Source organism: Klebsiella sp. HMSC16A12 (assembly GCF_001808265.1).
GTDB classification, from domain to species: domain Bacteria; phylum Pseudomonadota; class Gammaproteobacteria; order Enterobacterales; family Enterobacteriaceae; genus Klebsiella; species Klebsiella pneumoniae.
Genome location: NZ_KV792572.1, coordinates 1 through 24,061, shown reverse-complemented (window position 1 = coordinate 24,061; position 24,061 = coordinate 1). Strand labels below are relative to the sequence as shown.

Sequence of the window (24,061 nt, the reverse complement as noted above, 5' to 3'; positions counted from 1 at the left end):
TAACATGTCACTCGAACTCTGCCCGACACATCGCGACGGTATCTTCGATAAGCCGCCGCGCCACTGTCCCCGGCGGCGGCAGAAGCGGCAGGTCGTCATAGCGATACCAGTCCGCGGTCAGTAACTCTTTTTTGTCGACCACGATCTCGCCATCTGCGTAATCCGCCATAAAGGCGGTCATCAGCGACTGCGGGAACGGCCATGGCTGAGAGGTCACGTAACGCAGATTTTTTACCCGAATACCGCTCTCCTCCATCACCTCGCGAGCCACCGCCTGCTCAAGGGTTTCGCCGACCTCGACAAAGCCGGCCAGCACGGTGTGCACGCCGTTGCGATGGCGCGTATGTTGCGCCAGCAGGATCGCATCGTCGCGACGGATTGCCACGATAATGCAGGGGGCAATTTGCGGGTAATAACGTTCGCGGCAGTGGCTGCACAGCATCGCCCATTCGCTTTTGCTGGCATGCATCGGGTGGCCGCAGTAACCGCAAAATTTATGCGAGCGATAAAATTCGGCGAGCTGGATCCCCCGCCCAGCCAGCTGGAAGAGTCCCGGATCCTGATCCAGCACCTGGCGCAACGATCCCATGTCATGGCGACGATCCTGGCGCACCATCCACACGGACTCGCCCTGCCACTCGCCAATATGCAGCGCATGCTGGCCGACAAGATCGAAATTAACCGCTTCGCCATGTGGTAATTCTCCACCAGGCAACCATAATTTTTGTTCGTGACTGACAACCCACCAGCCGCGATCTAATTTTTCAATAATACGATCCATATCTATTGCACTACCTTTGCTTCACTGGCATGTTGTTAACATTATATTTACATTTTGGTGAGCAGATTTAAATCAAAACTAGCGGAGTCAATCATGCTAAACCAGCTGGAAAATCTGACGGAGCGCGTTGGCGGTAGTAATGAACTGGTCGATCGCTGGCTACAAGTGCGTAAGCATCTGCTCGTGGCTTACTACAACCTGGTTGGCCTGAAACCGGGCAAAGAGTCGTTTATGCGGCTAAACGAAAAGGCGCTGGATGACTTTTGCCAAAGTCTGGTGGATTACCTCTCATCCGGTCATTTTAGTATTTATGAACGCATTATTGGCGAAATGGAAGGCGATACCCCTCTTTTAGCCGCCACCCGGCTTTACCCGCAGCTGGAAGCCAATACCCAGCAGATGATGGACTACTACGATACCTGCCTCGAAAACGCCATCGATCACGATAACTATCTTGAATTTCAGCAGGCGCTGTCGGATATCGGCGAGTCGCTGGAGGCGCGTTTCGCGCTGGAAGATAAACTGATCGCCCTGGCTGTCGCCCATAACCTGAGCAATGACGTGCGTGATAATATTGCGCCGACCGCTTGAGTTGTGAACCGTTAACGCGTAATTTACGTACATTATCCCTCTGCGGAGGGATTTCATCTTGTCGGAGTGCCTATTTTCCATGCGCAGGCTAACGTGGAAAAGGCTGAGACCGTTAATTCGGGATCCGCGGAACCTGATCAGGCTAATACCTGCGAAGGGAACAAGAGTAAACTGCTGTTCGCGTCAGTCCGTCAGGGCCGATCGCATCTGTTACTCCATCCGTCGTCTGACAAGCCATGTCCTTTTTTAACTGGAATGCGCTATGTCTACTACCAAACTAACCCGTCGGGAACAACGCGAGCACGCGCAGCGATTCATTGATACGCTGGCGGGTACCGCTTTTCCTAATTCACGCCGCATCTATGTTCACGGCTCACAAGCGGATATCCGCGTCCCGATGCGTGAAATTCAGCTCAGCCCAACTCTCGTCGGCGGCGATAAAGATAACCCCCGGTACGAAACCAACGAACCGATCCCGGTGTATGACACCTCCGGGCCGTATGGCGACCCGGATATTAGCATTGATGTCCGCCAGGGGCTGGCAAAGCTGCGCCAGCCGTGGATCGACGCGCGTAACGACTGCGCGCCGCTCAGCGAACGCAGCTCGGCCTATACCAAAGCGCGGCTGGCCGACGACGGTCTCGATGAGCTGCGCTTCAGCGGCCTGCTGACGCCCAAACGCGCCGTCGCTGGCAAATGCGTTACCCAGCTGCACTACGCCCGCCAGGGGATAGTCACCCCGGAGATGGAGTTCATCGCCATTCGCGAAAACATGGGTCGCGAACGTATCCGCAGCGAGGTTCTGCGCCAGCAGCACGCAGGTGAAGGCTTCGGCGCCCACCTACCGGAAAACATCACCCCCGAGTTCGTTCGCGATGAAGTGGCCGCCGGACGCGCCATCATCCCCGCCAACATCAACCACCCGGAGTCTGAACCGATGATTATCGGCCGCAACTTCCTGGTGAAAGTGAATGCCAATATCGGCAACTCGGCGGTGACCTCTTCCATCGAAGAAGAGGTCGAGAAACTGGTCTGGTCAACCCGCTGGGGCGCCGACACGGTGATGGACCTCTCCACCGGCCGCTATATCCACGAAACCCGCGAGTGGATCCTGCGCAACAGCCCGGTGCCGATTGGTACCGTGCCGATTTACCAGGCGCTGGAGAAGGTCAACGGCATCGCCGAGAATCTCACCTGGCAAGTCTTCCGCGATACCCTGCTGGAACAGGCCGAGCAAGGCGTCGACTACTTCACGATTCACGCCGGCGTACTGTTGCGCTACGTCCCGATGACGGCGAAGCGCCTGACCGGTATCGTCTCGCGCGGCGGCTCAATCATGGCTAAGTGGTGCCTGTCGCATCATCAGGAAAACTTCCTCTACCAGCATTTCCGCGAAATCTGCGAAATCTGCGCCGCCTATGACGTGTCGCTGTCGCTGGGCGATGGCCTGCGCCCCGGCTCCATTCAGGATGCCAACGACGAGGCGCAGTTTTCCGAGCTGCGCACCCTCGGCGAACTGACGAAAATCGCCTGGGAATATGACGTGCAGGTGATGATTGAAGGCCCTGGCCACGTGCCGATGCAGATGATCCGCCGCAATATGACCGAACAGCTGGAGCACTGCCACGAAGCGCCGTTCTACACCCTGGGGCCGCTCACCACTGACATCGCGCCGGGCTACGACCATTTCACCTCCGGTATCGGCGCGGCAATGATCGGCTGGTTCGGCTGCGCCATGCTGTGCTATGTCACGCCGAAAGAGCATCTCGGCCTGCCCAACAAAGAGGATGTCAAACAGGGGCTGATTACCTACAAAATCGCCGCCCACGCCGCCGACCTCGCGAAAGGCCATCCCGGGGCGCAGATCCGCGACAACGCGATGTCAAAAGCGCGTTTTGAATTCCGCTGGGAAGACCAGTTCAACCTCGCGCTCGACCCGTTCACCGCGCGGGCCTATCACGATGAAACCCTGCCGCAGGAGTCCGGCAAAGTCGCCCACTTCTGCTCCATGTGCGGGCCGAAATTCTGTTCGATGAAAATCACTCAGGAGGTCCGCGACTACGCCGCGAAGCAAAGTATAGAAGCCGGCATGGCCGATATGTCGAATAACTTCCGCGCCCGCGGCGGCGAAATCTACCTGAAACAGGAGGAAGCCTGATGTATCAACCTGATTTTCCACCCGTCCCGTTTCGTCTCGGACTCTACCCGGTGGTGGACAGCGTGGCGTGGATTGAGCGCCTGCTCGAAGCTGGGGTACGTACCCTTCAGTTACGCATCAAAGACCGGCGCGACAGCGAAGTGGAGGATGACGTGATCGCCGCCATCGCCCTTGGTCGCCGCTATCACGCCCGACTGTTCATTAACGATTACTGGCAGCTGGCGATTAAGCATCAGGCCTATGGCGTGCATCTCGGACAAGAAGATCTGGAAACCACCGATCTGAGCGCTATCCGCCAGGCCGGGCTGCGTCTTGGCGTCTCTACTCACGATGATATGGAAATTGATGTCGCCCTTGCGGCGCGCCCCTCTTACATCGCGCTAGGTCACGTCTTCCCGACGCAAACCAAACAGATGCCTTCCGCGCCGCAGGGCCTCGAGCAGCTTGCCAGACATATTCAACGCCTGGCGGATTACCCCACCGTGGCGATCGGCGGAATTAGCCTGGAAAAGGCGCCGGGGGTACTGGCGACCGGCGTCGGCAGCATCGCGGTGGTCAGCGCCATCACCCAGGCGGCGGACTGGCGGGCAGCGACCGACCAACTGCTGGCGCTGGCGGGAGCGGGCGATGAATGATCACGACTTTATGCGCTATAGCCGCCAGCTGCTGCTGGAGGATATTGCCATCGAAGGGCAGCAGAAGCTGTTAGCCAGTCGAGTGCTGATTATCGGCCTTGGCGGGCTGGGCTCCCCGGCGGCGCTCTATCTGGCCGGGGCTGGCGTCGGGACGCTGACCCTGGCCGATGACGACGCGGTGCATCTCAGCAACCTGCAACGGCAGATCTTGTTCACCAGCGCGGATATCGATCGGCCAAAAGCCGCAGCGGCACAGACTCGGCTCAGCCAGCTAAACCCGCAGATCAAACTGGTAGCGCTCCAGCAGCGCTTAAGCGGCGAGGCGCTCCGCGCCGAAGTGGCGAAAGCGGACGTGGTGCTGGACTGTACCGATAATATGGTCACCCGCCAGGCGATCAATGCCGCCTGTGTGGCCCTCGATACCCCGTTAGTGACCGCCAGCGCCGTGGGCTTCGGCGGTCAGCTGATGGTGCTCACCCCGCCCTGGACGCAGGGCTGCTATCGCTGCCTGTGGCCGGAAAGCGATGAACCGCAGCGCAACTGCCGCACCGCGGGGATCGTCGGCCCGGTGGTCGGCATGATGGGCACCCTGCAGGCGCTGGAGACGATTAAGCTGCTCAGCGGCATGGCGACGCCGCGCAACACCCTGCGGCTGTTCGACGCCCGCACCAGCAACTGGCGCGCCCTTGCGCTACAGCGTTCCCGGAGCTGCCCGGTGTGCGGAGGGCGGCATGCAGATCTGGTTTAACGACGAGCCGCTGGCGTGCGCCGACAATCTCAGCGTCAGCGCCCTGCTGACCCAGCTCGAACAGCAGCAGCCTGGCGTTGCGCTGGCGCTCAATCAACACATCCTGCCGCGCGACCGGTGGGAAGATCATCTCTTGCAGGAAGGCGATCGGGTCCTGCTTTTTCAGGTTATCGCTGGAGGCTGACATGTTACGTATTGCAGACAAAACGTTTGAATCCCATCTTTTCACCGGTACCGGCAAATTCGCCGCCCCGGAGGTGATGGTCGAGGCGATTCGCGCCTCGGGCAGCCAGCTGGTAACCCTGGCGATGAAGCGCGTCGATTTACGCCAGCGCAATGACGCCATCCTCGCCCCGCTGCTGGCGGCGGGAGTCAGCCTGCTGCCGAATACCTCGGGCGCCAAGACGGCGGAAGAGGCGGTGTTTGCCGCCCGTCTGGCGCGGGAAGCCCTGGGTACCCACTGGCTGAAGCTGGAGATCCACCCGGACGCCCGCTGGCTGCTGCCCGACCCGATTGAAACCCTGAAAGCGGCGGAGCTGCTGGTCCGCGAAGGGTTCGTGGTGCTGCCCTACTGCGGCGCCGATCCGGTGCTGTGTAAACGACTGGAAGAGGTGGGCTGCGCGGCGGTGATGCCGCTGGGTGCGCCGATCGGCTCCAATCAGGGGCTGGAAACCAAAGCCATGCTGGAGATTATTATCGAGCAGGCGACGGTCCCGGTGGTGGTCGACGCCGGGATCGGCGTCCCGAGCCATGCGGCGCAGGCGCTGGAGATGGGCGCGGACGCGGTGCTGGTCAATACCGCCATTGCCGTCGCCGACGACCCCGTGGCCATGGCCCGCGCCTTCCGTATGGCGATCGATGCCGGATTACTGGCGCGTCAGGCCGGACCGGGGGCACGCAGTACGCAGGCGCAGGCCACCAGCCCGCTCACCGGATTCCTGGAGGCGCTGGCATGAAAACCTTTAGCGATCGCTGGCGGCAGCTGGAGTGGGACGATATCCGCCTGCGCATCAACAGCAAAACCGCCGCCGACGTCGAACGGGCGCTGGCGGCTAAACAGCTCACCCGCGACGATATGATGGCCCTGCTCTCGCCTGCCGCGGCCAATTACCTTGAACCGCTGGCCCAGCGCGCGCAGCGCCTCACCCGGCAGCGCTTCGGCAATACCGTCAGCTTCTACGTGCCGCTGTATCTCTCCAACCTGTGCGCTAACGACTGCACCTACTGCGGCTTCTCGATGAGCAACCGCATTAAGCGCAAGACGCTGGATGCCGCCGAGATTGCCCGCGAGTGCGCCGCGATCCGCAACCTGGGCTTTGAGCATCTGCTGCTGGTGACCGGCGAACATCAGGGTAAGGTGGGAATGGATTATTTCCGTCAGCACCTACCGGCTATCCGCAGCCAGTTTGCCTCGCTGCATATGGAGGTGCAGCCGCTGGCGACTGAAGAGTATGCCGAGCTGAAAACCCTGGGACTCGACGGGGTGATGGTCTATCAGGAGACCTATCATGAAAGCATGTACGCCCAACACCATCTGAAAGGAAAAAAACAGGATTTCTTCTGGCGGCTGGATACGCCGGATCGCTTAGGCGCGGCGGGGATCGATAAGATCGGCCTTGGCGCGCTCATCGGCCTTTCCGACAGCTGGCGAGTGGACTGCTTTATAGTCGCTGAGCACCTGCTGTGGCTGCAGCAGCGCTACTGGCGCAGCCGCTATTCGGTCTCCTTCCCGCGCCTGCGTCCCTGCGCCGGCGGTATTGAACCGGCTTCGCTGATGGATGAGCGCCAGCTGGTGCAAACTATCTGCGCCTTCCGCCTGCTGGCGCCAGAGGTTGAGCTGTCGCTATCCACCCGCGAATCACCCTGGTTCCGCGACCGGGTGATCCCGCTGGCGATCAATAACGTCAGCGCCTTCTCTAAAACCCAGCCCGGCGGCTACGCCGACGATCATCCGGAGCTCGAGCAATTTGCCCCGCACGACGATCGCCGCCCTGAAGAGGTCGCCAGCGCGCTGGCCGCCCGCGGCCTGCAGCCGGTATGGAAAGACTGGGATAGCTGGCTGGGACGCGCTTCGCAAACCTCATGATGTACAGTGTAAACGCCTGATAATTTTGCGCGCCTGCACGAGAGATGAAAAACGGAGGCTGGCCCGCCCGACGCCGTTTTTCTATTCTGCCCTGGTCAGCAGCGGACGCTGACCAGGGCGAACCTTTTCTTCCTCATTTTCGCCCTGCCTCTCCGCGCTGAGCAGAGGCCTGCACATTATCGCCGAATATAAATCACGATACATGAAGGCCTCAGAGTTATAATTGAGCAATAGTGAACTGATTCGATCGGCAGGCGTCCCAGACGCAACCTGCGTTCGGACCCATGGTTTATACATCCGGGACGATTAACGATTCATGGCTCTACACAACAGAAAGCTCTCTTTTACGACGCCGATCGTCGTGGGGTTTGCCGGTATTTTGCTCAGTTTTATGCTGATCGCTATTTTTGTGACTCTGGCGCAACAGAAAGATTTTCTCGAAGATTATCACGATATTAACCGCAATTTTACCCATAACCTGGCGATCAACTATACGGAAACCCTGCTGCGGGAAAATGATTTTATCCTCGGGCGCGCAGCCGCCTTCTTTGCCCGCAATGACGAACTGAATCGCGCAGTCAATGTGGAGCCGGAGAAAGGGTTAACCACGCTGATGCAGTTACAGAACATGATGCCAAGCGTCTCATCCATCTCGCTGGCGGATACCAAGGGCCACTATCTGCGCGCCCCGGAGGTGCTGGAAAATGAAGACAGCCGGGCTTTCGATCCCAAAACGCGGCCCTGGTTTATCAAACAGGCGGAAGCCAGCACCTTCAGCCACTACACCAGTCCGTATATGGATTATTTCACCCACCATCCGACGATTACCATTTTCAAACCCATCATTACCCCGGAAGGGAAACTCAAGGGCAGCCTGGCCTTTCATCTCGATCTCACCTCCATGGGGTTCGCGCTGCGCCAGATGGTGGCGCCCGTACAGGGGGAATTTTTTGTGGTGCAACGGGATGGCAAAGTGGTCCTGCACTCCGACCCGGGCGCGCTGTTTAAACCCTTCGTCAGGGACGAGCTGATGGATAAAATGACCAGCGGAGAGGGGCAGCTCTACGATCCCGGGAGCGACACCTGGTATTACTATTACTCCTTTACCAATCCCGACTGGTTTGTGATTTTCCGTGTCGATAACGCCACCCTGGTCAATCTGACACGTCATGAGACCAATTTAGTGATCGGCGGTTTCACTCTCGCAGCGATCATTATTATCCTGTTCGGTCTTTATCTGCGTCATGCTTCCCGTACCGTGCTGATGAATATCATCAATGCGATTAAAACCGGTGACGTCAAACGCGCCCCGCGCCTTGAGGCGATGCTGAGTAAAGCGATTGAAACCAATAAACAGCGCGAACTGTCCTACGTCCGCCAGGCGACCATCGACGCTCTCACCGGCTGCAAAAACCGCCGCGCCTTCGACAGCGATATTGCCGCCCTGATGAACGATCACCAGCCGTTCGCCCTCGCGCTGGTCGATATCGATAACTTTAAATCGATCAACGACACCTGGGGCCATCTCAATGGCGATATCGTCCTGCGTAACGTCGCTCGCGAAGGGCTACAGGTCCTCCAGCCGCTGGAGATATCCCTCTATCGCTACGGCGGCGAAGAGTTCGCGGTGGTCTTTCCTGCCGAACATATCGATAACGCCCGCACGCTGTTGGAAACATGGCGGATAAACGTCGAACGACGCACCTGGCGCGAAGATGGCCTGACGGTCACCTTCAGCGCCGGCCTCGGGGAATGGAATATGGAGCCACTGGATAAGCTGGTGGTGAGCGTCGATGAAGCGCTGTACAAAGCCAAACAGCAGGGTAAAAACCGTATCCTGCGCGCGTAAGACTTCAGCGCCGCCACCGCCCACTTCGGTGGGCTTTTTTATTTTTTCCGGAAAAAATGAAACCGGTTTCAATTATTGTGTGATGCCTTACACACAATCACGGTAAAGCGGTTGTCGCATCGCCAGGGCCGCGATAAAGATAAGACATCACGGAACACAAGGGCCACTGACTATGAAGAATATCGTTTTGTGCTGTGCCGCCGGTATGTCTACCAGCATGCTGGTTCAGCGTATGCAAGATGCCGCGCAGAAGAAGGGTGTTGAGGTCTCTATCAAGGCCGTACCGGTCGCTGAGTTTAAAGATAATCTGGCCGCCGCCGACATTATTTTGCTCGGCCCACAGGTGAAATATGAGCAGGCGAAGCTGCAGGCGCTGGCCGACCCGTTCGGCAAGAAGGTCGCCGTGATCGATATGATGGACTACGGCATGATGAAAGGTGATGCCGTTCTGGATAAAGCCCTTAAGATGCTGGAGTAATCGATGGAAGATTTAGAAACGATCATCATGGAGCTGCTGGTTAACGCGGGTTCCGCACGTAGCGCGGCGCTGACGGCGCTACAGCTGGCGCGCAAAGGCGATTTTGCCGCCGCGGAGCAGGCCATGGCTGAATCCCATGAGTTCGTCAAACATGCGCATAAAATTCAGACCCAGCTTATCGGCATGGATGAAGGCAGCGGTAAATTGCCGGTTAACCTGATCACCGTGCATTCCCAGGACCATCTGATGAACGCTATGGTCATTCAGGATCTGGCGACCGACATGATTGAACTCTATCGTCGTCTGCCCCTCGCGCAATAATCTCACGGATTTAACGGGCGTCGCTGCCGGCGCCCGTCCTTCTTACAGAAAGCCGTACATCGCCGCGAATATCCAGCCAAACACGCAGGAGACGCCGACGCCGATGAGCCCGGGCAGGATAAAGCTGTGGTTAATCACAAAGCGGCCGATATGGGTGGTCCCTGAGCGATCAAACTGGATCGCCGCCAGATCGCTTGGGTAGGTCGGCAGAATATAGTAGCCATAGCAGGCCGGCGCAGAAGCCACGATATAGGCCGGGTCGACGCCGATGGCCAGGGCTACTGGCACAATCGCCGCCAGCGCTGCCGCCTGGGAGTTCACAAATTTCGAAACCAGTAGCAGCACGATGGCATAAGCCCACGGATACTCTTTTACCATTTCACCAAGCACGCCTTTAATCTCGGTCATGTGCGCGCCAAACATGGTCTCCGCCATCCACGCGATGCCGTACACCGCGACGATAGCGATCATTCCCGAACGAAAGACCTCATTTTTGGAAATCGATGCCGGGTTAGTTTTTGTAATGATGATGATCAGCGCTCCGGAGAGCAGCATAAACATCTGGATAACCAGCACCATCGACAGTGGTTTACCGTCAAAGGCCGGGCGCAGTTCAGAAAAAGCGCCAAGCAGCGCCACCACGGCGATAGAGGCCAGAAAAATCCACATTGCTATCCAGTTGCTGGTCGGCAGCTTTTTGTCCAGCAGCGTCGCCGTATCGCCATAGACGTAATGGCGGTTCTCCGGTAGCGCAATAAACGCCTGGAAGGCTTCGTCCTGATCCAGGTCTTTGCCGCGGAACCAGCTGAAGATACCGATGGCTAAAATACCCAGCAGCGTGGACGGAATGGTTATCGCCAGCAGATCGAGAAACTCCAGGTGTTTCCCGTTAAAGGTAAAATTTCCCAGCATCGCCACCAGCGATACCACCGCCACCGAGACCGGGCTGGCGATGATCCCCATCTGAGCGCCAATGGAGCTGGCGGCCATCGGACGCTCCGGACGAATGTTATTCTTAATCGCCACATCGTAGATAATCGGCAGGATGGTATACACCACGTGGCCGGTACCGCAGAGGATGGTCAGCATGCAGGTGACGAAAGGCGCCACGATAGAAACATATTTCGGGTTACGCCGCAGCAGCTTCTCGGCAATCTGCAGCATCACGTCTAACCCGCCGGACGCCTGCAGGGTCGCCGAGGCGGCTACCACTGCAATGATCACCAGCATCACATCAACCGGCGGTTTGCCCGGCTGGAGATGAAAAACAAAGACGAGGATCACCAAACCGATGCCGCCCAGCAGCCCCAGCGCAATCCCCCCTTTTCGGGCACCATAAAACAGACAAATTAATATAATAATGAGTTGTATCGCGAATTCCATGCAGCCCCCAGAGCCTGTCCACTCAGATCTAAAAATGATCCCTACCTGCCTCTCGGGATTATTTCTGCGCCAGACCGGGAGAAGCATGAGATGCGGCTATCCCTCTCCAGCGCCGTCGCGCCGAAGATACAGCAACAGAAGTAATCCCATGATTCATCAGGTATTTTGAATATATACCCTTTGAATTGATTATTTTTTGATATGAGTAGAAGTTTTACCCATACATAAAGAAAGGTTTTAGAAAAAGGCTTCTAATAGATATTTTGCATGAATTAATTGCTAAGAAAATGAAGATTTAATATGTCGTAAATGTAATTAATGGCCGGGAAAGCGGCGAAAAATAGACAATAAAAAAAGCCGGTCAGGAAACCTGACCGGCTTTTTAGCAGTGCATCAACGATTAATCGTTGTCAGAACCGCCCAGACCTGCGTTCAGCAGCTCTGCCAGGTTGGCAGACGCTTCTTCCACGCTCACCTGCGGTGCCGCCGGCAGCTCGCCAGCAGCGCGACGGCGCATACGATCCTGGTGATACGCATAACCGGTACCGGCCGGGATCAGACGACCTACGATGACGTTCTCTTTCAGACCGCGCAGTTCGTCGCGTTTGCCCGCAACGGCTGCTTCGGTCAGCACGCGAGTGGTCTCCTGGAACGATGCCGCGGAGATGAAGGACTCGGTGGCCAGAGACGCTTTGGTGATACCCAGCAGATCGCGGGAGAACGTTGCGCCCACTTTGCCGTTCGCTTCCAGTTCGCGGTTCGCGATCTTGACGCGGGAGTATTCCACCTGCTCGCCTTCGAGGAAGTCGGAGCTGCCTGCGCTTTCGATGGTGGCTTTACGCAGCATCTGACGAACGATAACTTCGATGTGCTTATCGTTAATCTTAACGCCCTGCAGACGGTATACGTCCTGGACTTCGTTAACAATGTAACGGGTCACAGCATGTACGCCACGCAGACGCAGAATGTCGTGCGGTGCTTCCGGACCGTCGGAAACCACATCGCCACGTTCCACACGTTCACCTTCGAACACGTTGAGCTGACGCCATTTCGGGATCATCTCTTCGTACGGCTCGCTACCGTCTACCGGGGTGATAACCAGGCGACGTTTCCCTTTGGTTTCTTTACCGAAGGAAATGATACCGCTGATTTCAGCCAGGATAGCCGGCTCTTTCGGACGACGTGCTTCGAACAGGTCCGCAACGCGCGGCAGACCACCGGTGATATCCTTGGTACCGCCGGATTCCTGCGGAATACGCGCCAGGGTGTCACCCGAGCTGATCTGTACGCCATCTTCCAGCTGAACAATCGCTTTACCCGGCAGGAAGTACTGAGCAGGCATATCAGTGCCTGGGATCAGAACGTCGTTGCCCTGAGCATCAACAATTTTCAGTGCTGGACGCAGATCTTTACCACCTGCGGTACGTTCTGCAGAGTCCAGAACCACCAGCGAAGACAGACCGGTCAGCTCGTCAGTCTGACGAGTAATGGTCTGGCCGTCGATCATGTCAGTGAAACGGATGAAACCGCTAACTTCGGTGATAACCGGCATGGTGTGCGGATCCCAGTTTGCGACGGTTTCACCGCCGGCAACCTGCTCACCGTCGCCTTTCGCCATAACCGCACCGTAAGGTACTTTATAGCTCTCTTTAGTACGACCGAATTCGTCGATCAGCTTCAGCTCGGTATTACGGGAAGTGATAACCAGCTTACCACTGGAGTTCACAACCGACTTCGCGTTGCTGAGCTTGATGCTACCTTTGTTTTTCACCTGGATGCTGGATTCAGCAGCCGCACGAGATGCCGCACCACCGATGTGGAACGTACGCATCGTCAGCTGTGTACCCGGCTCACCGATGGACTGTGCCGCGATAACGCCGATAGCCTCACCTTTGTTGATGAGGTGGCCACGCGCCAGGTCACGACCATAGCAGTGCGCGCAGACGCCAAAGTCGGTGTCACAGGATACAACGGAACGCACTTTGACGGAGTCAACGGAGTTCGCTTCCAGCAGGTCACACCAGTGCTCATGCAGCAGCGTGTTGCGTGGAACCAGAATATCCGCGGTACCCGGCTTCAGAACATCTTCCGCAGTCACACGACCCAGTACGCGATCGCGCAGCGGCTCTTTAACGTCGCCACCTTCGATAACCGGCGTCATGGTGATGCCTTCCAGGGTGCCGCAGTCGTCTTCAGTGACGACCAGGTCCTGCGCAACGTCAACCAGACGACGAGTCAGGTAACCGGAGTTCGCTGTTTTCAGTGCTGTATCCGCCAGACCTTTACGAGCACCGTGGGTGGAGATGAAGTACTGGAGTACGTTCAGACCTTCACGGAAGTTCGCGGTGATCGGCGTTTCGATGATGGAGCCATCCGGCTTCGCCATCAGACCACGCATACCAGCCAGCTGACGAATCTGTGCCGCAGAACCACGCGCACCGGAGTCGGCCATCATGTAGATGCTGTTGAAGGAAACCTGCTGCTCTTCCTGACCGTCACGGTTAATCACGGTTTCGGTTTGCAGGTTATCCATCATCGCTTTGGATACACGATCGTTCGCCGCAGCCCAGATATCGATAACTTTGTTGTAGCGTTCGCCCGCGGTCACCAGACCGGACTGGAACTGTTCCTGAATCTCAGCAACTTCCGCTTCCGCTTCGCTGATGATTTCGTATTTTTTCTCCGGGATGACCATGTCATCGATACCAACGGATGCACCTGAACGCGCTGCGTAAGCAAAGCCGGTGTACATCGTCTGGTCCGCAAAAATAACGGTCGGTTTCAGACCCAGAATACGGTAACAGGTGTTCAGCATCTTGGAGATCGCTTTCTTACCAAGCGCCTGGTTCACGATAGAGAACGGCAGACCTTTCGGTACGATCATCCACAGAATGGCACGGCCAACGGTCGTGTCTTTCAGGCTGGTTTTCGCGACAAACTCACCATTGTCGTCTTTTTCGTATTCAGTGATACGCACTTTAACGCGCGCATGCAGAGAGGCCAGGCCGGCGCGATAAATACGCTCAGCTTCTTTCGGGCCAGTCAGCACCATGCCTTCGCCTTTGGCGTTAACACTGTCACGGGTCATGTAGTACAGACCCAGTACAACGTCCTGAGACGGAACGATGATTGGTTCGCCGTTCGCCGGGGACAGGATGTTGTTGGTAGACATCATCAGCGCACGCGCTTCCAGCTGGGCTTCCAGCGTCAGCGGTACGTGAACAGCCATCTGGTCACCATCGAAGTCGGCGTTGTATGCCGCACAAACCAGCGGGTGCAGCTGGATGGCTTTACCTTCGATCAGAACCGGTTCGAATGCCTGAATACCCAGACGGTGCAGGGTTGGCGCACGGTTCAGCAGGACCGGGTGTTCGCGGATAACTTCGTCCAGGATATCCCAAACGACAGCTTCTTCGCGCTCAACCATCTTCTTAGCGGCTTTGATGGTGGTGGCCAGGCCACGCAGTTCCAGCTTGCCGTAGATGAACGGTTTGAACAGCTCCAGCGCCATTTTCTTCGGCAGACCGCACTGATGCAGACGCAGGTATGGACCTACGGTGATAACAGAACGACCGGAGTAGTCAACGCGTTTACCGAGCAGGTTCTGGCGGAAACGACCCTGTTTACCTTTGATCATATCGGCCAAAGATTTCAGAGGACGTTTGTTAGAACCGGTGATCGCACGACCGCGACGACCGTTATCCAGCAGGGCGTCAACCGCTTCCTGCAGCATACGTTTTTCGTTGCGTACGATGATATCCGGCGCAGCCAGATCCAGCAGACGTTTCAGACGGTTGTTACGGTTGATCACGCGACGATACAGATCGTTGAGGTCAGACGTCGCGAAACGACCACCGTCCAGCGGAACCAGCGGACGCAGATCTGGCGGCAGTACCGGCAGAACGGTCAGGATCATCCACTCCGGCTTGTTGCCAGACTGAACGAAAGCTTCCAGCAGCTTAATGCGCTTGGTCAGTTTTTTACGCTTGGTTTCGGAGTTGGTTTCGTTCAGCTCTTCACGCAGCTGCTCGCATTCCTGCTCCAGATCCATATTGCGCAGCAGCGCCTGGATCGCTTCCGCGCCCATTTTCGCGTCGAATTCGTCACCGAACTCTTCCAGCGCGTCCAGGTACTGTTCTTCCGTCAGAATCTGGTTGCGTTCGAGGTTGGTCATGCCACCTTCGATAACCACATAGGATTCAAAGTACAGTACACGTTCGATATCGCGCAGCGGCATATCCAGCAGCAGACCGATACGGGACGGCAGGGATTTCAGGAACCAGATGTGCGCAGTCGGACATGCCAGCTCGATGTGGCCCATGCGCTCACGACGCACTTTAGTCTGGGTCACTTCAACGCCGCACTTCTCACAGATCACACCGCGGTGTTTCAGGCGCTTGTACTTACCGCACAGGCACTCATAATCTTTTACCGGCCCAAAGATACGGGCGCAGAAAAGGCCGTCACGCTCAGGCTTGAACGTACGGTAGTTAATGGTTTCCGGCTTTTTAACTTCACCGAAAGACCATGAACGGATCATGTCTGGCGAAGCCAGAGCAATTTTGATCGCATCAAACTCTTCGGTTTTAGTTTGCGCTTTCAGAAACTTTAATAAGTCTTTCACGGATTTGCTCCCGTCGGAGTTAGCACATTCCGCTGCCGGGCGTTAACCCGGCAGCAGTGACCTGTTTGAGCGAGAATTACTCGTCTTCCAGTTCGATGTTGATGCCCAGCGAGCGAATTTCTTTCAACAGTACGTTGAAGGATTCCGGCATGCCCGGTTCCATCTGGTGATTGCCGTCCACGATGTTTTTATACATCTTGGTACGACCGTTCACGTCATCAGACTTAACGGTGAGCATTTCCTGCAGGGTGTAGGCCGCGCCGTATGCTTCCAGCGCCCACACTTCCATCTCACCGAAGCGCTGACCACCGAACTGTGCCTTACCACCCAGCGGCTGCTGAGTAACCAGGCTGTAAGAACCGGTGGAACGAGCGTGCATTTTGTCGTCGACCAGGTGGTTCAGTTTCAGCATGTACATGTAACCCACGGTTACCGGACGTTCGAACTGTTCACCGGTGCGGCCATCAAACAGGGTGATCTGACCGGAAGTCGGCAGGTCGCCCAGCTGCAGCAGCTCTTTGATTTCAGCTTCTTTCGCACCGTCGAATACCGGCGTTGCGATCGGCATGCCTTTACGCAGGTTTTCAGCCAGACGCAGAACTTCTTCATCGCTGAAGGTATTCAGGTCAACTTTCTGGCGAACGTCAGCGCCCAGATCGTAAGCACGCTGGATGAATTCGCGCAGTTTCGCGACTTCCTGCTGCTGTTTCAGCATGGCGTTGATCTTATCGCCGATGCCTTTTGCAGCCATACCCAGGTGAGTTTCAAGGATCTGACCGATGTTCATACGAGACGGTACGCCCAGCGGGTTCAGTACGATATCTACCGGCGTACCGTTAGCATCGTGCGGCATATCTTCGATCGGGTTGATCTTAGAGATAACACCCTTGTTACCGTGACGACCTGCCATCTTATCACCAGGCTGGATACGGCGTTTAACGGCCAGATATACCTTAACAATCTTCAGCACGCCCGGTGCCAGATCGTCGCCTTGGGTGATTTTACGGCGTTTCGCTTCGAGTTTTTTCTCGAACTCGTGTTTCAGTTCGTCATACTGCTCAGCCAGCTGTTCCAGCTGATTTTGTTTCTCTTCGTCGGTCAGGCCCAGTTCCAGCCAGCGATCGCGAGGCAGCTTGTCGAGCTTCTCAGCTTCAACGCCACCGGAGACCAGCACCGCGTAGATACGACTGAACAGACCGGCTTCGAGGATCTGCAGTTCTTCAGACAGGTCTTTTTTGGCCTGCTTCAGCTGCATCTCTTCGATTTCCAGAGCACGTTTGTCTTTTTCTACGCCGTCACGGGTAAAGACCTGAACGTCGATAACGGTACCAGAGACACCGTTCGGTACGCGCAGAGAAGAGTCTTTAACGTCAGACGCTTTCTCACCGAAGATCGCGCGCAGCAGTTTCTCTTCCGGCGTCAGCTGGGTTTCACCTTTCGGCGTTACCTTACCAACCAGAATGTCGCCGCCGGTCACTTCCGCACCGATATAAACGATACCGGATTCATCCAGTTTGGAGAGCGCAGCTTCACCCACGTTCGGGATGTCAGCAGTGATCTCTTCCGGCCCCAGCTTGGTGTCACGGGACACGCACGCCAGTTCCTGAATGTGGATAGTGGTGAAACGGTCTTCCTGGACAACACGCTCGGAAACGAGGATGGAGTCTTCGAAGTTGTAACCGTTCCACGGCATGAACGCTACACGCATGTTCTGACCCAGCGCCAGCTCACCGAGGTCGGTGGACGGGCCGTCTGCCAGCACGTCGCCGCGCTCAATAGGTTCGCCCAGGGACACGCAAGGCATCTGGTTGATGCAGGTGTTCTGGTTAGAACGGGTGTACTTGGTCAGGTTATAGATGTCGATACCTGCTTCGCCCGGGTACATCTCGTCTTCGTTAACTTTGATAACGATACGGGAAGCATCCACGTACTGAACGGTACCGCCACGTTTAGCCACGGCAGTAACACCGGAGTCAACGGCAACAGCACGTTCCATACCGGTACCAACCAGCGGCTTATCAGCGCGCAGAGTCGGAACCGCCTGACGTTGCATGTTCGCACCCATCAATGCACGGTTGGCGTCATCGTGTTCCAGGAACGGGATCAGGGACGCACCGACGGATACCACCTGCTGGGTGGATACGTCCATGTAGTCAACCTGGTCGCGGCTGAACAAGCTGGATTCGCCTTTGCTACGGCAGGTAACCAGATCTTCTACGAAGTGGCCGTTTTCATCCAGGTTGGAGTTCGCCTGAGCGATAACGTAGTTGCCTTCTTCGATAGCAGACAGGTAGTGAATTTCGTCAGTAACCACACCGTCGGTCACTTTACGATACGGCGTCTCAAGGAAGCCATATTCGTTGGTCTGCGCGTACACGGACAGGGAGTTAATCAGACCGATGTTCGGACCTTCAGGCGTTTCGATCGGACATACGCGACCGTAGTGGGTCGGGTGTACGTCTCGAACTTCGAAGCCTGCGCGCTCACGGGTCAGACCGCCTGGGCCGAGTGCGGAGATACGACGTTTGTGCGTAATCTCAGACAGCGGGTTGTTCTGGTCCATAAACTGAGACAGCTGGCTGGAACCAAAGAACTCTTTCACTGCTGCGGAAATCGGCTTGGCGTTGATCATATCCTGAGGCATCAGGGTATCCAGATCGCCAAGAGACAGACGCTCTTTCACCGCACGCTCTACACGTACCAGGCCAACGCGGAACTGGTTTTCCGCCATTTCGCCAACGGAACGGATACGACGGTTGCCGAGGTGGTCGATATCGTCCACTTCGCCTTTACCGTTACGGATATCGATGAGCTTCTTCATCACTTCGATGATGTCGTCTTTGCTCAGGATACCGGAACCTTCAATTTCGTCGCGCAGCAGAGAACGGTTGAACTTCATACGACCAACCGCGGACAGATCGTAGCGGTCTTCTGAGAAGAACAGGTTCTCAAACAGACTTTCAGCGGCTTCACGAGTCGGCGGCTCGCCAGGGCGCATCATGCGGTAGATTTCTACCAGCGCGCTCAGACGATCGTTAGTCGGGTCGACGCGTACCGTTTCAGAGATGTACGGGCCGTGGTCCAGATCGTTGGTGAACAGCGTTTCGATACGCTTGTGGCCAGACTGGCTCAGCTTAGCCAGCAGATCCAGGCTCAACTCCATGTTCGCCGGGCAGATCAGTTCGCCAGTCGCTTCATCGATATAGTCTTTAGCCGCCACTTTGCCCGCGATATATTCAACCGGCACTTCGATATGCTTGATATCGTCTTTTTCCAGCTGACGGATATGACGAGCCGTGATGCGACGGCCTTTCTCAACGTACACTTTGCCGTTGGCTTCGATATCGAAGGAGGCAGTTTCACCGCGCAGACGCTCCGGAATCAGCTCCATCTGCAGCTTGTTGTCGCGAATTTCAAAGACCACTTTTTCGAAGAACAGGTCAAGGATCTGCTCAGTGGTGTAATTCAGCGCGCGCAGGATGATGGTAGCCGGCAGCTTACGACGACGGTCGATACGAACGAACAGGTTGTCTTTCGGGTCGAATTCGAAGTCCAGCCAGGAACCGCGGTAAGGGATGATACGTGCGTTATACAGAACCTTACCGGAGGAGTGGGTCTTACCTTTGTCACTGTCAAAGAAGACGCCCGGGCTACGGTGCAGCTGAGAAACGATAACACGCTCGGTACCGTTGATAACAAAGGTACCGTTGTCGGTCATGAGCGGAATTTCGCCCATGTAGACTTCTTGTTCTTTAATGTCTTTGACGGTGCCTTCTGGCGCTTCGCGCTCGTAGATCACCAGACGCAGTTTTACGCGCAGCGGTGCAGAATAAGTCACGCCACGGATCTGACATTCTTTAACGTCAAAAACCGGTTCGCCCAGACGGTAGCTGACGTATTGCAGCTCGGAATTACCGCTGTAGCTCTGAATCGGGAATACGGAACGGAAAGCAGCTTCCAGACCATACTGCCCTTCAGGATCTTGCTCGATAAACTTCTGGAACGAGTCAAGCTGGATAGAAAGGAGATATGGCACATCCAGAACTTGTGGACGTTTACCAAAATCCTTACGAATACGTTTTTTCTCGGTATAGGAGTAAACCATAGGGTTCCTCAGCTCGCTGACAAGTCGACCCATCTGCCCGCAGAGGGCAGTTTTTTATGCAACACTATTTTGTTGACCGGAAAATGGAACACTTTCCGCAATGCCTGTTGCTATCACGCTTAAACCATTTCATTGCGATTTACACAGCCCAGGAACCCTAACCTGTCGCAGTATATTAAGTCGTCGATAGAAACAAGCATTGAGAGGCAAACCAGTAGTCAAACAGCGTGAAACGCTACTGGCGCCTTACAGCGCAAAAAGGCTGGTGACCAAAAAGTCACCAGCCTCAGCCTGATTTCTCAGGCTGCAACCGGAAGGGTTGGCTTATTTAACTTCAACTTCAGCGCCAGCTTCTTCCAGAGATTTTTTCAGAGCTTCAGCGTCGTCTTTGCTGATGCCTTCTTTCAGTGCAGCCGGAGCAGATTCTACCAGGTCTTTAGCTTCTTTCAGACCCAGGCCAGTTGCGCCACGTACTGCTTTGATAACAGCAACTTTGTTAGCGCCAGCAGCTTTCAGAATTACGTCGAATTCAGTTTTTTCTTCAGCAGCTTCAACCGGGCCAGCAGCTACAGCTACAGCAGCAGCAGCGGAAACACCGAATTTTTCTTCCATTGCAGAGATCAGCTCAACAACGTCCATTACGGACATAGCGGATACTGCTTCAATGATTTGATCTTTAGTGATAGACATTTAAATTGTTCCTGAATATCAGAATAAGTTTATACGTAAGCGAATGCTTTACAAAGATAACTGCGATTAAGCAGCTTCTTTCGCATCGCGTACAGCAGCCAGAGTACGAACCAGTTTGCCAGCCGAAGCTTCTTTCATGGTTGCCATCAGGCGTGCAATTGCTTCTTCGTAGGTCGGCAGAGTTGCCAGGCGGTCGATCTGCGACGCCGGGATCAGCTCACCTTCAAAGGCAGCGGCTTTGACCTCAAATTTTGCATTCGCTTTCGCGAACTCTTTGAACAGACGAGCAGCAGCGCCCGGGTGTTCCATAGAGTATGCAATCAGGGTCGGACCAACAAACGTGTCTTTCAGGCACTCGAACTGAGTACCTTCAACGACGCGGCGCAGCAGGGTGTTACGAACAACACGCATGTATACGCCAGCTTCACGACCTGCTTTACGCAGTTCAGTCATTTTATCTACAGTTACGCCACGGGAATCCGCAACTACTGCAGACAGCGCGCCTTTGGCTACTTCGCTGACTTCAGCAACAATCGCTTGTTTGTCTTGAAGATTTAAAGCCATTAGCTTTGCTCCTGGATGTTTGCCAGAGCCTATGCTCTGGAACTCACTTCACTCAATTCAACGAAAAGAGCGTCTAAATACGGTGAGCAGAAACAAGCCAGAATATCCAAAAATAATCTTAGCGTTCTGTCACCGTCTACGCAGGGGATTAAGTTTCTTGCGAAACACCTGCGGTCTTCGACGGAGGCCTGGATAGGCCAGGCTCCAACGAACAAATTCTTCCTATGACTTCGTCCTTCGAACCGCAGCGGCGTTAGCTGCTCTCGTTCACACCGGTCATGTAGTTAACTACACTCCCGGTGATTCACTCGATTGCTGCCTTGCTGCAATTCAAATGACTCGCATAGCGTCTGTCTTATTGACAGAATCGTGGGGGTAAGATTGTAGACAAAATCACCGCCCACGTAAAGGCATTAGTTTGCAGAAGCGTTCAGGCCAGCCTGATCTACTGCAACACCTGCACCCATAGTGGTGGAGATGCTAACTTTCTTGATGTACACGCCTTTCGCCTGAGTCGGTTTTGCTTTTTTCAGCGCAACCAGCAGAGCTTCCAGGTTTTCTTTCAGTTTGTCAGCGTCAAAGTCCACTTTACCGATGGTGGTGTGGATGATGCCGTTTTTGTCGTTACGGTAACGAACCTGGCCTGCTTTCGCGTTTTTAACCGCTTCAGCAACGTTCGGAGTTACGGTACCTACTTTCGGGTTCGGCATCAGGCCACGCGGACCCAGAACCTGGCCCAGCTGGCCAACAACGCGCATTGCATCCGGGGAAGCAATAACAACGTCAAAGTTCATTTCGCCTTTTTTGATCTGCTCAGCCAGATCTTCCATACCTACCAGCTCAGCGCCTGCAGCTTTAGCAGCTTCAGCGTTTGCGCCCTGGGTAAATACGGCTACGCGAACGGAACGGCCAGTACCGTGCGGCAGTACAGTTGCGCCACGGACGTTCTGGTCAGATTTACGAGCGTCGATGCCGAGGTTAACGGCAACGTCTACGCTTTCGGTAAATTTAGCGGTGGCCAGCTCTTTCAGCAGAGCAATGGCTTCGTTGATGTCGTACTGTTTAGTTGCATCAACTTTCTCACGGATCACGCGCATGCGCTTGGTCAGTTTAGCCATTTCTTAGTCCTCCACTACCAGGCCCATGGAACGTGCAGTACCTTCGATGGAGCGAGTCATCGCTTCAATGTCGGCACCAGTCATGTCGGCAGCTTTGGTCTGCGCGATTTCCTGCAGCTGAGCGCGGGAGATTTTACCCACTTTATCTTTGTTCGGCTTACCGGAACCAGACTTGATGCCTGCAGCTTTCTTCAGCAGAACAGCAGCCGGCGGAGTCTTGGTAACAAAGGTAAAGGAACGGTCAGCGTAAACGGTGATAACAACCGGGATCGGCAGACCTTTCTCCAGGGAATCAGTTTTGGCGTTGAACGCTTTGCAGAATTCCATGATGTTCACGCCCTGCTGACCCAGTGCTGGGCCGACCGGCGGGCTCGGGTTCGCCATACCAGCTGCAACCTGCAGCTTGACGTAGGCTTGGACTTTCTTAGCCATTCTTAAATCCTCAAAATGGGTATTAACGCTTCAGAGAAGCTCCCCGTGATTAAACATCGTTTTACGGGCCGGGCCCATAAAAACAAAAGGCGCGAAATTGTATGCCAATTTCGCGCCCTATGCAACGATTAAATCGCTGCTTTTTTGATCGCCGGCTTACGCCTTCTCAACCTGGCTGAAGTCCAGTTCTACCGGGGTCGCACGACCGAAGATAGAAACGGAAACTTTCAGGCGGGACTTCTCATAGTCCACTTCTTCCACCACGCCGTTAAAGTCAGCGAACGGACCGTCGTTAACGCGAACCATTTCACCCGGTTCAAACAGCGTTTTCGGACGCGGCTTATCGCCAACCTGCTGCAGACGATTCATGATGGCGTCGACTTCTTTGTCGCTGATCGGCGCCGGACGGTCAGAGGTGCCGCCGATGAAGCCCATCACGCGCGGTACGCTGCGCACCAGGTGCCAGCTTGCGTCGTTCATGACCATCTGAACCAGGACATAGCCCGGGAAGAATTTACGTTCGCTTTTGCGACGCTGGCCACCACGGATCTCAACCACTTCTTCGGTCGGGACCATGACTTCGCCAAATAACTCTTCCATGTTGTGTAATTTGATATGTTCACGCAGCGACGTGGCTACGCGACCTTCAAAACCGGAAAACGCCTGAACGACGTACCAGCGCTTTTTAGGAGCTTCAGACATCTCAGAACCTCAGGCCAGTGATAAAGGAGACCAGGCGAACCAGAATACCATCCAGTCCCCACAGGATCAGTGACATTACTGCAGTCACGGCAGCAACAATCAGCGTAGTATGCAGCGTTTCCTGGCGAGTCGGCCAAATCACTTTACGAACTTCGGTTCTCGCTTCGCGAGCAAAAGCAACGGTCGCCTTACCTTTCGTCGTCAACAGCGCGACGCCACCGGCAGCAGCAATAAGAATAACCACGGCCAGCGCACGCACCGCCAGCATAATGTCACGATAAAGGAAGTTGCCCACGATCGCCACGATCAGCAGCACGGCAACGATAATCCACTTCATCGCTTCCAGGCCGCGCCCGCTCCCTTGAGCTTCGGTATTCGCACTCATAAACCAACCTGTCAGAAGTATTCTACAAACAATTTCACCCCGCGGGGGCGAGGCGATCCAAACCGAAATTAAGTTTCGGATTATACACTTAACTATTCAAATTGCTTCAATGTTGACGGTGGTGTCACCCCTGCCCTGCTGTTGCAAAGAAGGAGTTGAATAGCCGTCGCCCTGAGGCTCGAATGGTTTGGTGTATAAACGCCCTCTTCAGAGCCTGTCTCAGCAATGATTATGACAAATAAAATCACTGATGAGCCAGGTTCTGGTGTGAAAGCGTGCAAAAAGGGCATCAAATGATGCCCTTTTATTGCGCATTGCGTCAAATGTTATCAGCGATTAGCCGAGAACTTTAGCAACCACGCCCGCGCCAACGGTACGACCGCCTTCACGGATTGCGAAACGCAGACCGTC

21 protein-coding genes and 1 riboswitch are annotated in these 24,061 nt (G+C 55.4%); of the genes, 10 read left to right on the top strand and 11 right to left on the bottom strand.

Annotation, left to right across the window (positions count from 1 at the left end; genetic code table 11):
* Nucleotides 1-7: 7 nt before the first annotated feature.
* A complete protein-coding gene (gene nudC, locus HMPREF3140_RS08325) occupies nucleotides 8-781 on the bottom strand; it encodes an NAD(+) diphosphatase (protein ID WP_002884327.1) in 774 nt (257 codons plus the stop codon).
* 93 nt (nucleotides 782-874) lie between these two features.
* Between nudC and HMPREF3140_RS08320 the strand changes: the two genes are divergently transcribed.
* The 10 genes from HMPREF3140_RS08320 to HMPREF3140_RS08270 all read left to right on the top strand — a co-directional run bounded on the left by HMPREF3140_RS08320 (nucleotide 875) and on the right by HMPREF3140_RS08270 (nucleotide 9,647).
* A complete protein-coding gene (locus HMPREF3140_RS08320; protein WP_002884324.1) occupies nucleotides 875-1,372 on the top strand; it encodes an Rsd/AlgQ family anti-sigma factor in 498 nt (165 codons plus the stop codon).
* Between the two features lie 52 nt (nucleotides 1,373-1,424).
* Nucleotides 1,425-1,549: riboswitch (TPP riboswitch) on the top strand.
* Nucleotides 1,550-1,634: 85 nt separating this feature from the next.
* The gene (gene thiC / locus HMPREF3140_RS08315) at nucleotides 1,635-3,530 is read left to right on the top strand and encodes a phosphomethylpyrimidine synthase ThiC (RefSeq protein WP_004178230.1); all 1,896 of its coding nucleotides are present in this window, start codon (nucleotides 1,635-1,637) and stop codon (nucleotides 3,528-3,530) included.
* Nucleotides 3,530-4,165 carry a thiamine phosphate synthase gene (gene thiE, locus HMPREF3140_RS08310; protein ID WP_004152310.1) on the top strand — a complete coding sequence of 212 codons (636 nt, stop codon included), beginning with the start codon at nucleotides 3,530-3,532 and terminating at the stop codon, nucleotides 4,163-4,165. Before thiC ends, thiE begins: the two co-directional genes overlap by 1 nt.
* Nucleotides 4,158-4,913: a thiazole biosynthesis adenylyltransferase ThiF gene (gene thiF / locus HMPREF3140_RS08305; protein ID WP_004177871.1), complete on the top strand. Its 756-nt coding sequence runs from the start codon at nucleotides 4,158-4,160 to the stop codon at nucleotides 4,911-4,913. Before thiE ends, thiF begins: the two co-directional genes overlap by 8 nt.
* Nucleotides 4,897-5,097: a sulfur carrier protein ThiS gene (thiS, locus tag HMPREF3140_RS08300; protein WP_002884183.1), complete on the top strand. Its 201-nt coding sequence runs from the start codon at nucleotides 4,897-4,899 to the stop codon at nucleotides 5,095-5,097. The genes thiF and thiS overlap by 17 nt, the downstream gene beginning before the upstream one ends.
* A gap of 1 nt (nucleotide 5,098) precedes the next feature.
* Nucleotides 5,099-5,869: a thiazole synthase gene (gene thiG / locus HMPREF3140_RS08295; protein ID WP_004146302.1), complete on the top strand. Its 771-nt coding sequence runs from the start codon at nucleotides 5,099-5,101 to the stop codon at nucleotides 5,867-5,869.
* Nucleotides 5,866-6,999 (top strand): 2-iminoacetate synthase ThiH, encoded by a 1,134-nt coding sequence (thiH, locus tag HMPREF3140_RS08290; RefSeq protein WP_004177872.1) that lies wholly within the window; start codon nucleotides 5,866-5,868, stop codon nucleotides 6,997-6,999. The genes thiG and thiH overlap by 4 nt, the downstream gene beginning before the upstream one ends.
* Nucleotides 7,000-7,315: 316 nt before the next feature.
* Nucleotides 7,316-8,848 (top strand): sensor domain-containing diguanylate cyclase, encoded by a 1,533-nt coding sequence (locus HMPREF3140_RS08280; protein ID WP_032412747.1) that lies wholly within the window; start codon nucleotides 7,316-7,318, stop codon nucleotides 8,846-8,848.
* A gap of 172 nt (nucleotides 8,849-9,020) precedes the next feature.
* The gene (locus tag HMPREF3140_RS08275) at nucleotides 9,021-9,326 is read left to right on the top strand and encodes a PTS sugar transporter subunit IIB (protein ID WP_002884150.1); all 306 of its coding nucleotides are present in this window, start codon (nucleotides 9,021-9,023) and stop codon (nucleotides 9,324-9,326) included.
* 3 nt (nucleotides 9,327-9,329) lie between these two features.
* A complete protein-coding gene (locus HMPREF3140_RS08270; RefSeq protein ID WP_004212847.1) occupies nucleotides 9,330-9,647 on the top strand; it encodes a PTS lactose/cellobiose transporter subunit IIA in 318 nt (105 codons plus the stop codon).
* 42 nt (nucleotides 9,648-9,689) lie between these two features.
* On the opposite strand, the gene dcuB is transcribed toward HMPREF3140_RS08270, so the two are convergent.
* From dcuB to HMPREF3140_RS27085, 10 genes are all read right to left on the bottom strand, one after another.
* Nucleotides 9,690-11,030, bottom strand: coding sequence for an anaerobic C4-dicarboxylate transporter DcuB (dcuB, locus tag HMPREF3140_RS08265; protein ID WP_032412745.1), 1,341 nt, complete (start codon nucleotides 11,028-11,030; stop codon nucleotides 9,690-9,692).
* A gap of 400 nt (nucleotides 11,031-11,430) precedes the next feature.
* The gene (gene rpoC / locus HMPREF3140_RS08260; RefSeq protein ID WP_002884146.1) at nucleotides 11,431-15,654 is read right to left on the bottom strand and encodes a DNA-directed RNA polymerase subunit beta'; all 4,224 of its coding nucleotides are present in this window, start codon (nucleotides 15,652-15,654) and stop codon (nucleotides 11,431-11,433) included.
* A 76-nt stretch (nucleotides 15,655-15,730) separates the two neighbouring features.
* A complete protein-coding gene (gene rpoB, locus HMPREF3140_RS08255; protein ID WP_004901914.1) occupies nucleotides 15,731-19,759 on the bottom strand; it encodes a DNA-directed RNA polymerase subunit beta in 4,029 nt (1,342 codons plus the stop codon).
* Between the two features lie 324 nt (nucleotides 19,760-20,083).
* Nucleotides 20,084-20,449 carry a 50S ribosomal protein L7/L12 gene (gene rplL, locus HMPREF3140_RS08250; RefSeq protein ID WP_002884142.1) on the bottom strand — a complete coding sequence of 122 codons (366 nt, stop codon included), beginning with the start codon at nucleotides 20,447-20,449 and terminating at the stop codon, nucleotides 20,084-20,086.
* Between the two features lie 66 nt (nucleotides 20,450-20,515).
* Nucleotides 20,516-21,013: a 50S ribosomal protein L10 gene (gene rplJ / locus HMPREF3140_RS08245; RefSeq protein ID WP_001207203.1), complete on the bottom strand. Its 498-nt coding sequence runs from the start codon at nucleotides 21,011-21,013 to the stop codon at nucleotides 20,516-20,518.
* A 413-nt stretch (nucleotides 21,014-21,426) separates the two neighbouring features.
* The gene (gene rplA / locus HMPREF3140_RS08240; RefSeq protein WP_002884036.1) at nucleotides 21,427-22,131 is read right to left on the bottom strand and encodes a 50S ribosomal protein L1; all 705 of its coding nucleotides are present in this window, start codon (nucleotides 22,129-22,131) and stop codon (nucleotides 21,427-21,429) included.
* A 3-nt stretch (nucleotides 22,132-22,134) separates the two neighbouring features.
* On the bottom strand, nucleotides 22,135-22,563 hold the full coding sequence (gene rplK / locus HMPREF3140_RS08235; RefSeq protein ID WP_002884034.1) for a 50S ribosomal protein L11: 429 nt from the start codon (nucleotides 22,561-22,563) through the stop codon (nucleotides 22,135-22,137).
* Nucleotides 22,564-22,719: 156 nt separating this feature from the next.
* Nucleotides 22,720-23,265, bottom strand: coding sequence for a transcription termination/antitermination protein NusG (gene nusG / locus HMPREF3140_RS08230; RefSeq protein ID WP_001287521.1), 546 nt, complete (start codon nucleotides 23,263-23,265; stop codon nucleotides 22,720-22,722).
* 1 nt (nucleotide 23,266) lies between these two features.
* Complete coding sequence (gene secE, locus HMPREF3140_RS08225) at nucleotides 23,267-23,650, bottom strand: preprotein translocase subunit SecE (RefSeq protein ID WP_002883772.1); 384 nt, start codon at nucleotides 23,648-23,650, stop codon at nucleotides 23,267-23,269.
* Nucleotides 23,651-23,986: 336 nt separating this feature from the next.
* Nucleotides 23,987-24,061, bottom strand: a 75-nt coding sequence (locus HMPREF3140_RS27085) for an EF-Tu C-terminal domain-related protein (RefSeq protein ID WP_072077167.1), incomplete at its 5' end; no start/stop codon positions are given.

Bases quoted from the DNA above. Each gene is read 5' to 3' on its own strand.
- nudC (WP_002884327.1), bottom strand. From the start codon at position 781: ATGGATCGTATTATTGAAAAATTAGATCGCGGCTGGTGGGTTGTCAGT.
- HMPREF3140_RS08320 (WP_002884324.1), top strand. From the start codon at position 875: ATGCTAAACCAGCTGGAAAATCTGACGGAGCGCGTTGGCGGTAGTAAT.
- thiC (WP_004178230.1), top strand. From the start codon at position 1,635: ATGTCTACTACCAAACTAACCCGTCGGGAACAACGCGAGCACGCGCAG.
- thiE (WP_004152310.1), top strand. From the start codon at position 3,530: ATGTATCAACCTGATTTTCCACCCGTCCCGTTTCGTCTCGGACTCTAC.
- thiF (WP_004177871.1), top strand. From the start codon at position 4,158: ATGAATGATCACGACTTTATGCGCTATAGCCGCCAGCTGCTGCTGGAG.
- thiS (WP_002884183.1), top strand. From the start codon at position 4,897: ATGCAGATCTGGTTTAACGACGAGCCGCTGGCGTGCGCCGACAATCTC.
- thiG (WP_004146302.1), top strand. From the start codon at position 5,099: ATGTTACGTATTGCAGACAAAACGTTTGAATCCCATCTTTTCACCGGT.
- thiH (WP_004177872.1), top strand. From the start codon at position 5,866: ATGAAAACCTTTAGCGATCGCTGGCGGCAGCTGGAGTGGGACGATATC.
- HMPREF3140_RS08280 (WP_032412747.1), top strand. From the start codon at position 7,316: ATGGCTCTACACAACAGAAAGCTCTCTTTTACGACGCCGATCGTCGTG.
- HMPREF3140_RS08275 (WP_002884150.1), top strand. From the start codon at position 9,021: ATGAAGAATATCGTTTTGTGCTGTGCCGCCGGTATGTCTACCAGCATG.
- HMPREF3140_RS08270 (WP_004212847.1), top strand. From the start codon at position 9,330: ATGGAAGATTTAGAAACGATCATCATGGAGCTGCTGGTTAACGCGGGT.
- dcuB (WP_032412745.1), bottom strand. From the start codon at position 11,030: ATGGAATTCGCGATACAACTCATTATTATATTAATTTGTCTGTTTTAT.
- rpoB (WP_004901914.1), bottom strand. From the start codon at position 19,759: ATGGTTTACTCCTATACCGAGAAAAAACGTATTCGTAAGGATTTTGGT.
- rplL (WP_002884142.1), bottom strand. From the start codon at position 20,449: ATGTCTATCACTAAAGATCAAATCATTGAAGCAGTATCCGCTATGTCC.
- rplJ (WP_001207203.1), bottom strand. From the start codon at position 21,013: ATGGCTTTAAATCTTCAAGACAAACAAGCGATTGTTGCTGAAGTCAGC.
- rplA (WP_002884036.1), bottom strand. From the start codon at position 22,131: ATGGCTAAACTGACCAAGCGCATGCGCGTGATCCGTGAGAAAGTTGAT.
- rplK (WP_002884034.1), bottom strand. From the start codon at position 22,563: ATGGCTAAGAAAGTCCAAGCCTACGTCAAGCTGCAGGTTGCAGCTGGT.
- nusG (WP_001287521.1), bottom strand. From the start codon at position 23,265: ATGTCTGAAGCTCCTAAAAAGCGCTGGTACGTCGTTCAGGCGTTTTCC.
- secE (WP_002883772.1), bottom strand. From the start codon at position 23,650: ATGAGTGCGAATACCGAAGCTCAAGGGAGCGGGCGCGGCCTGGAAGCG.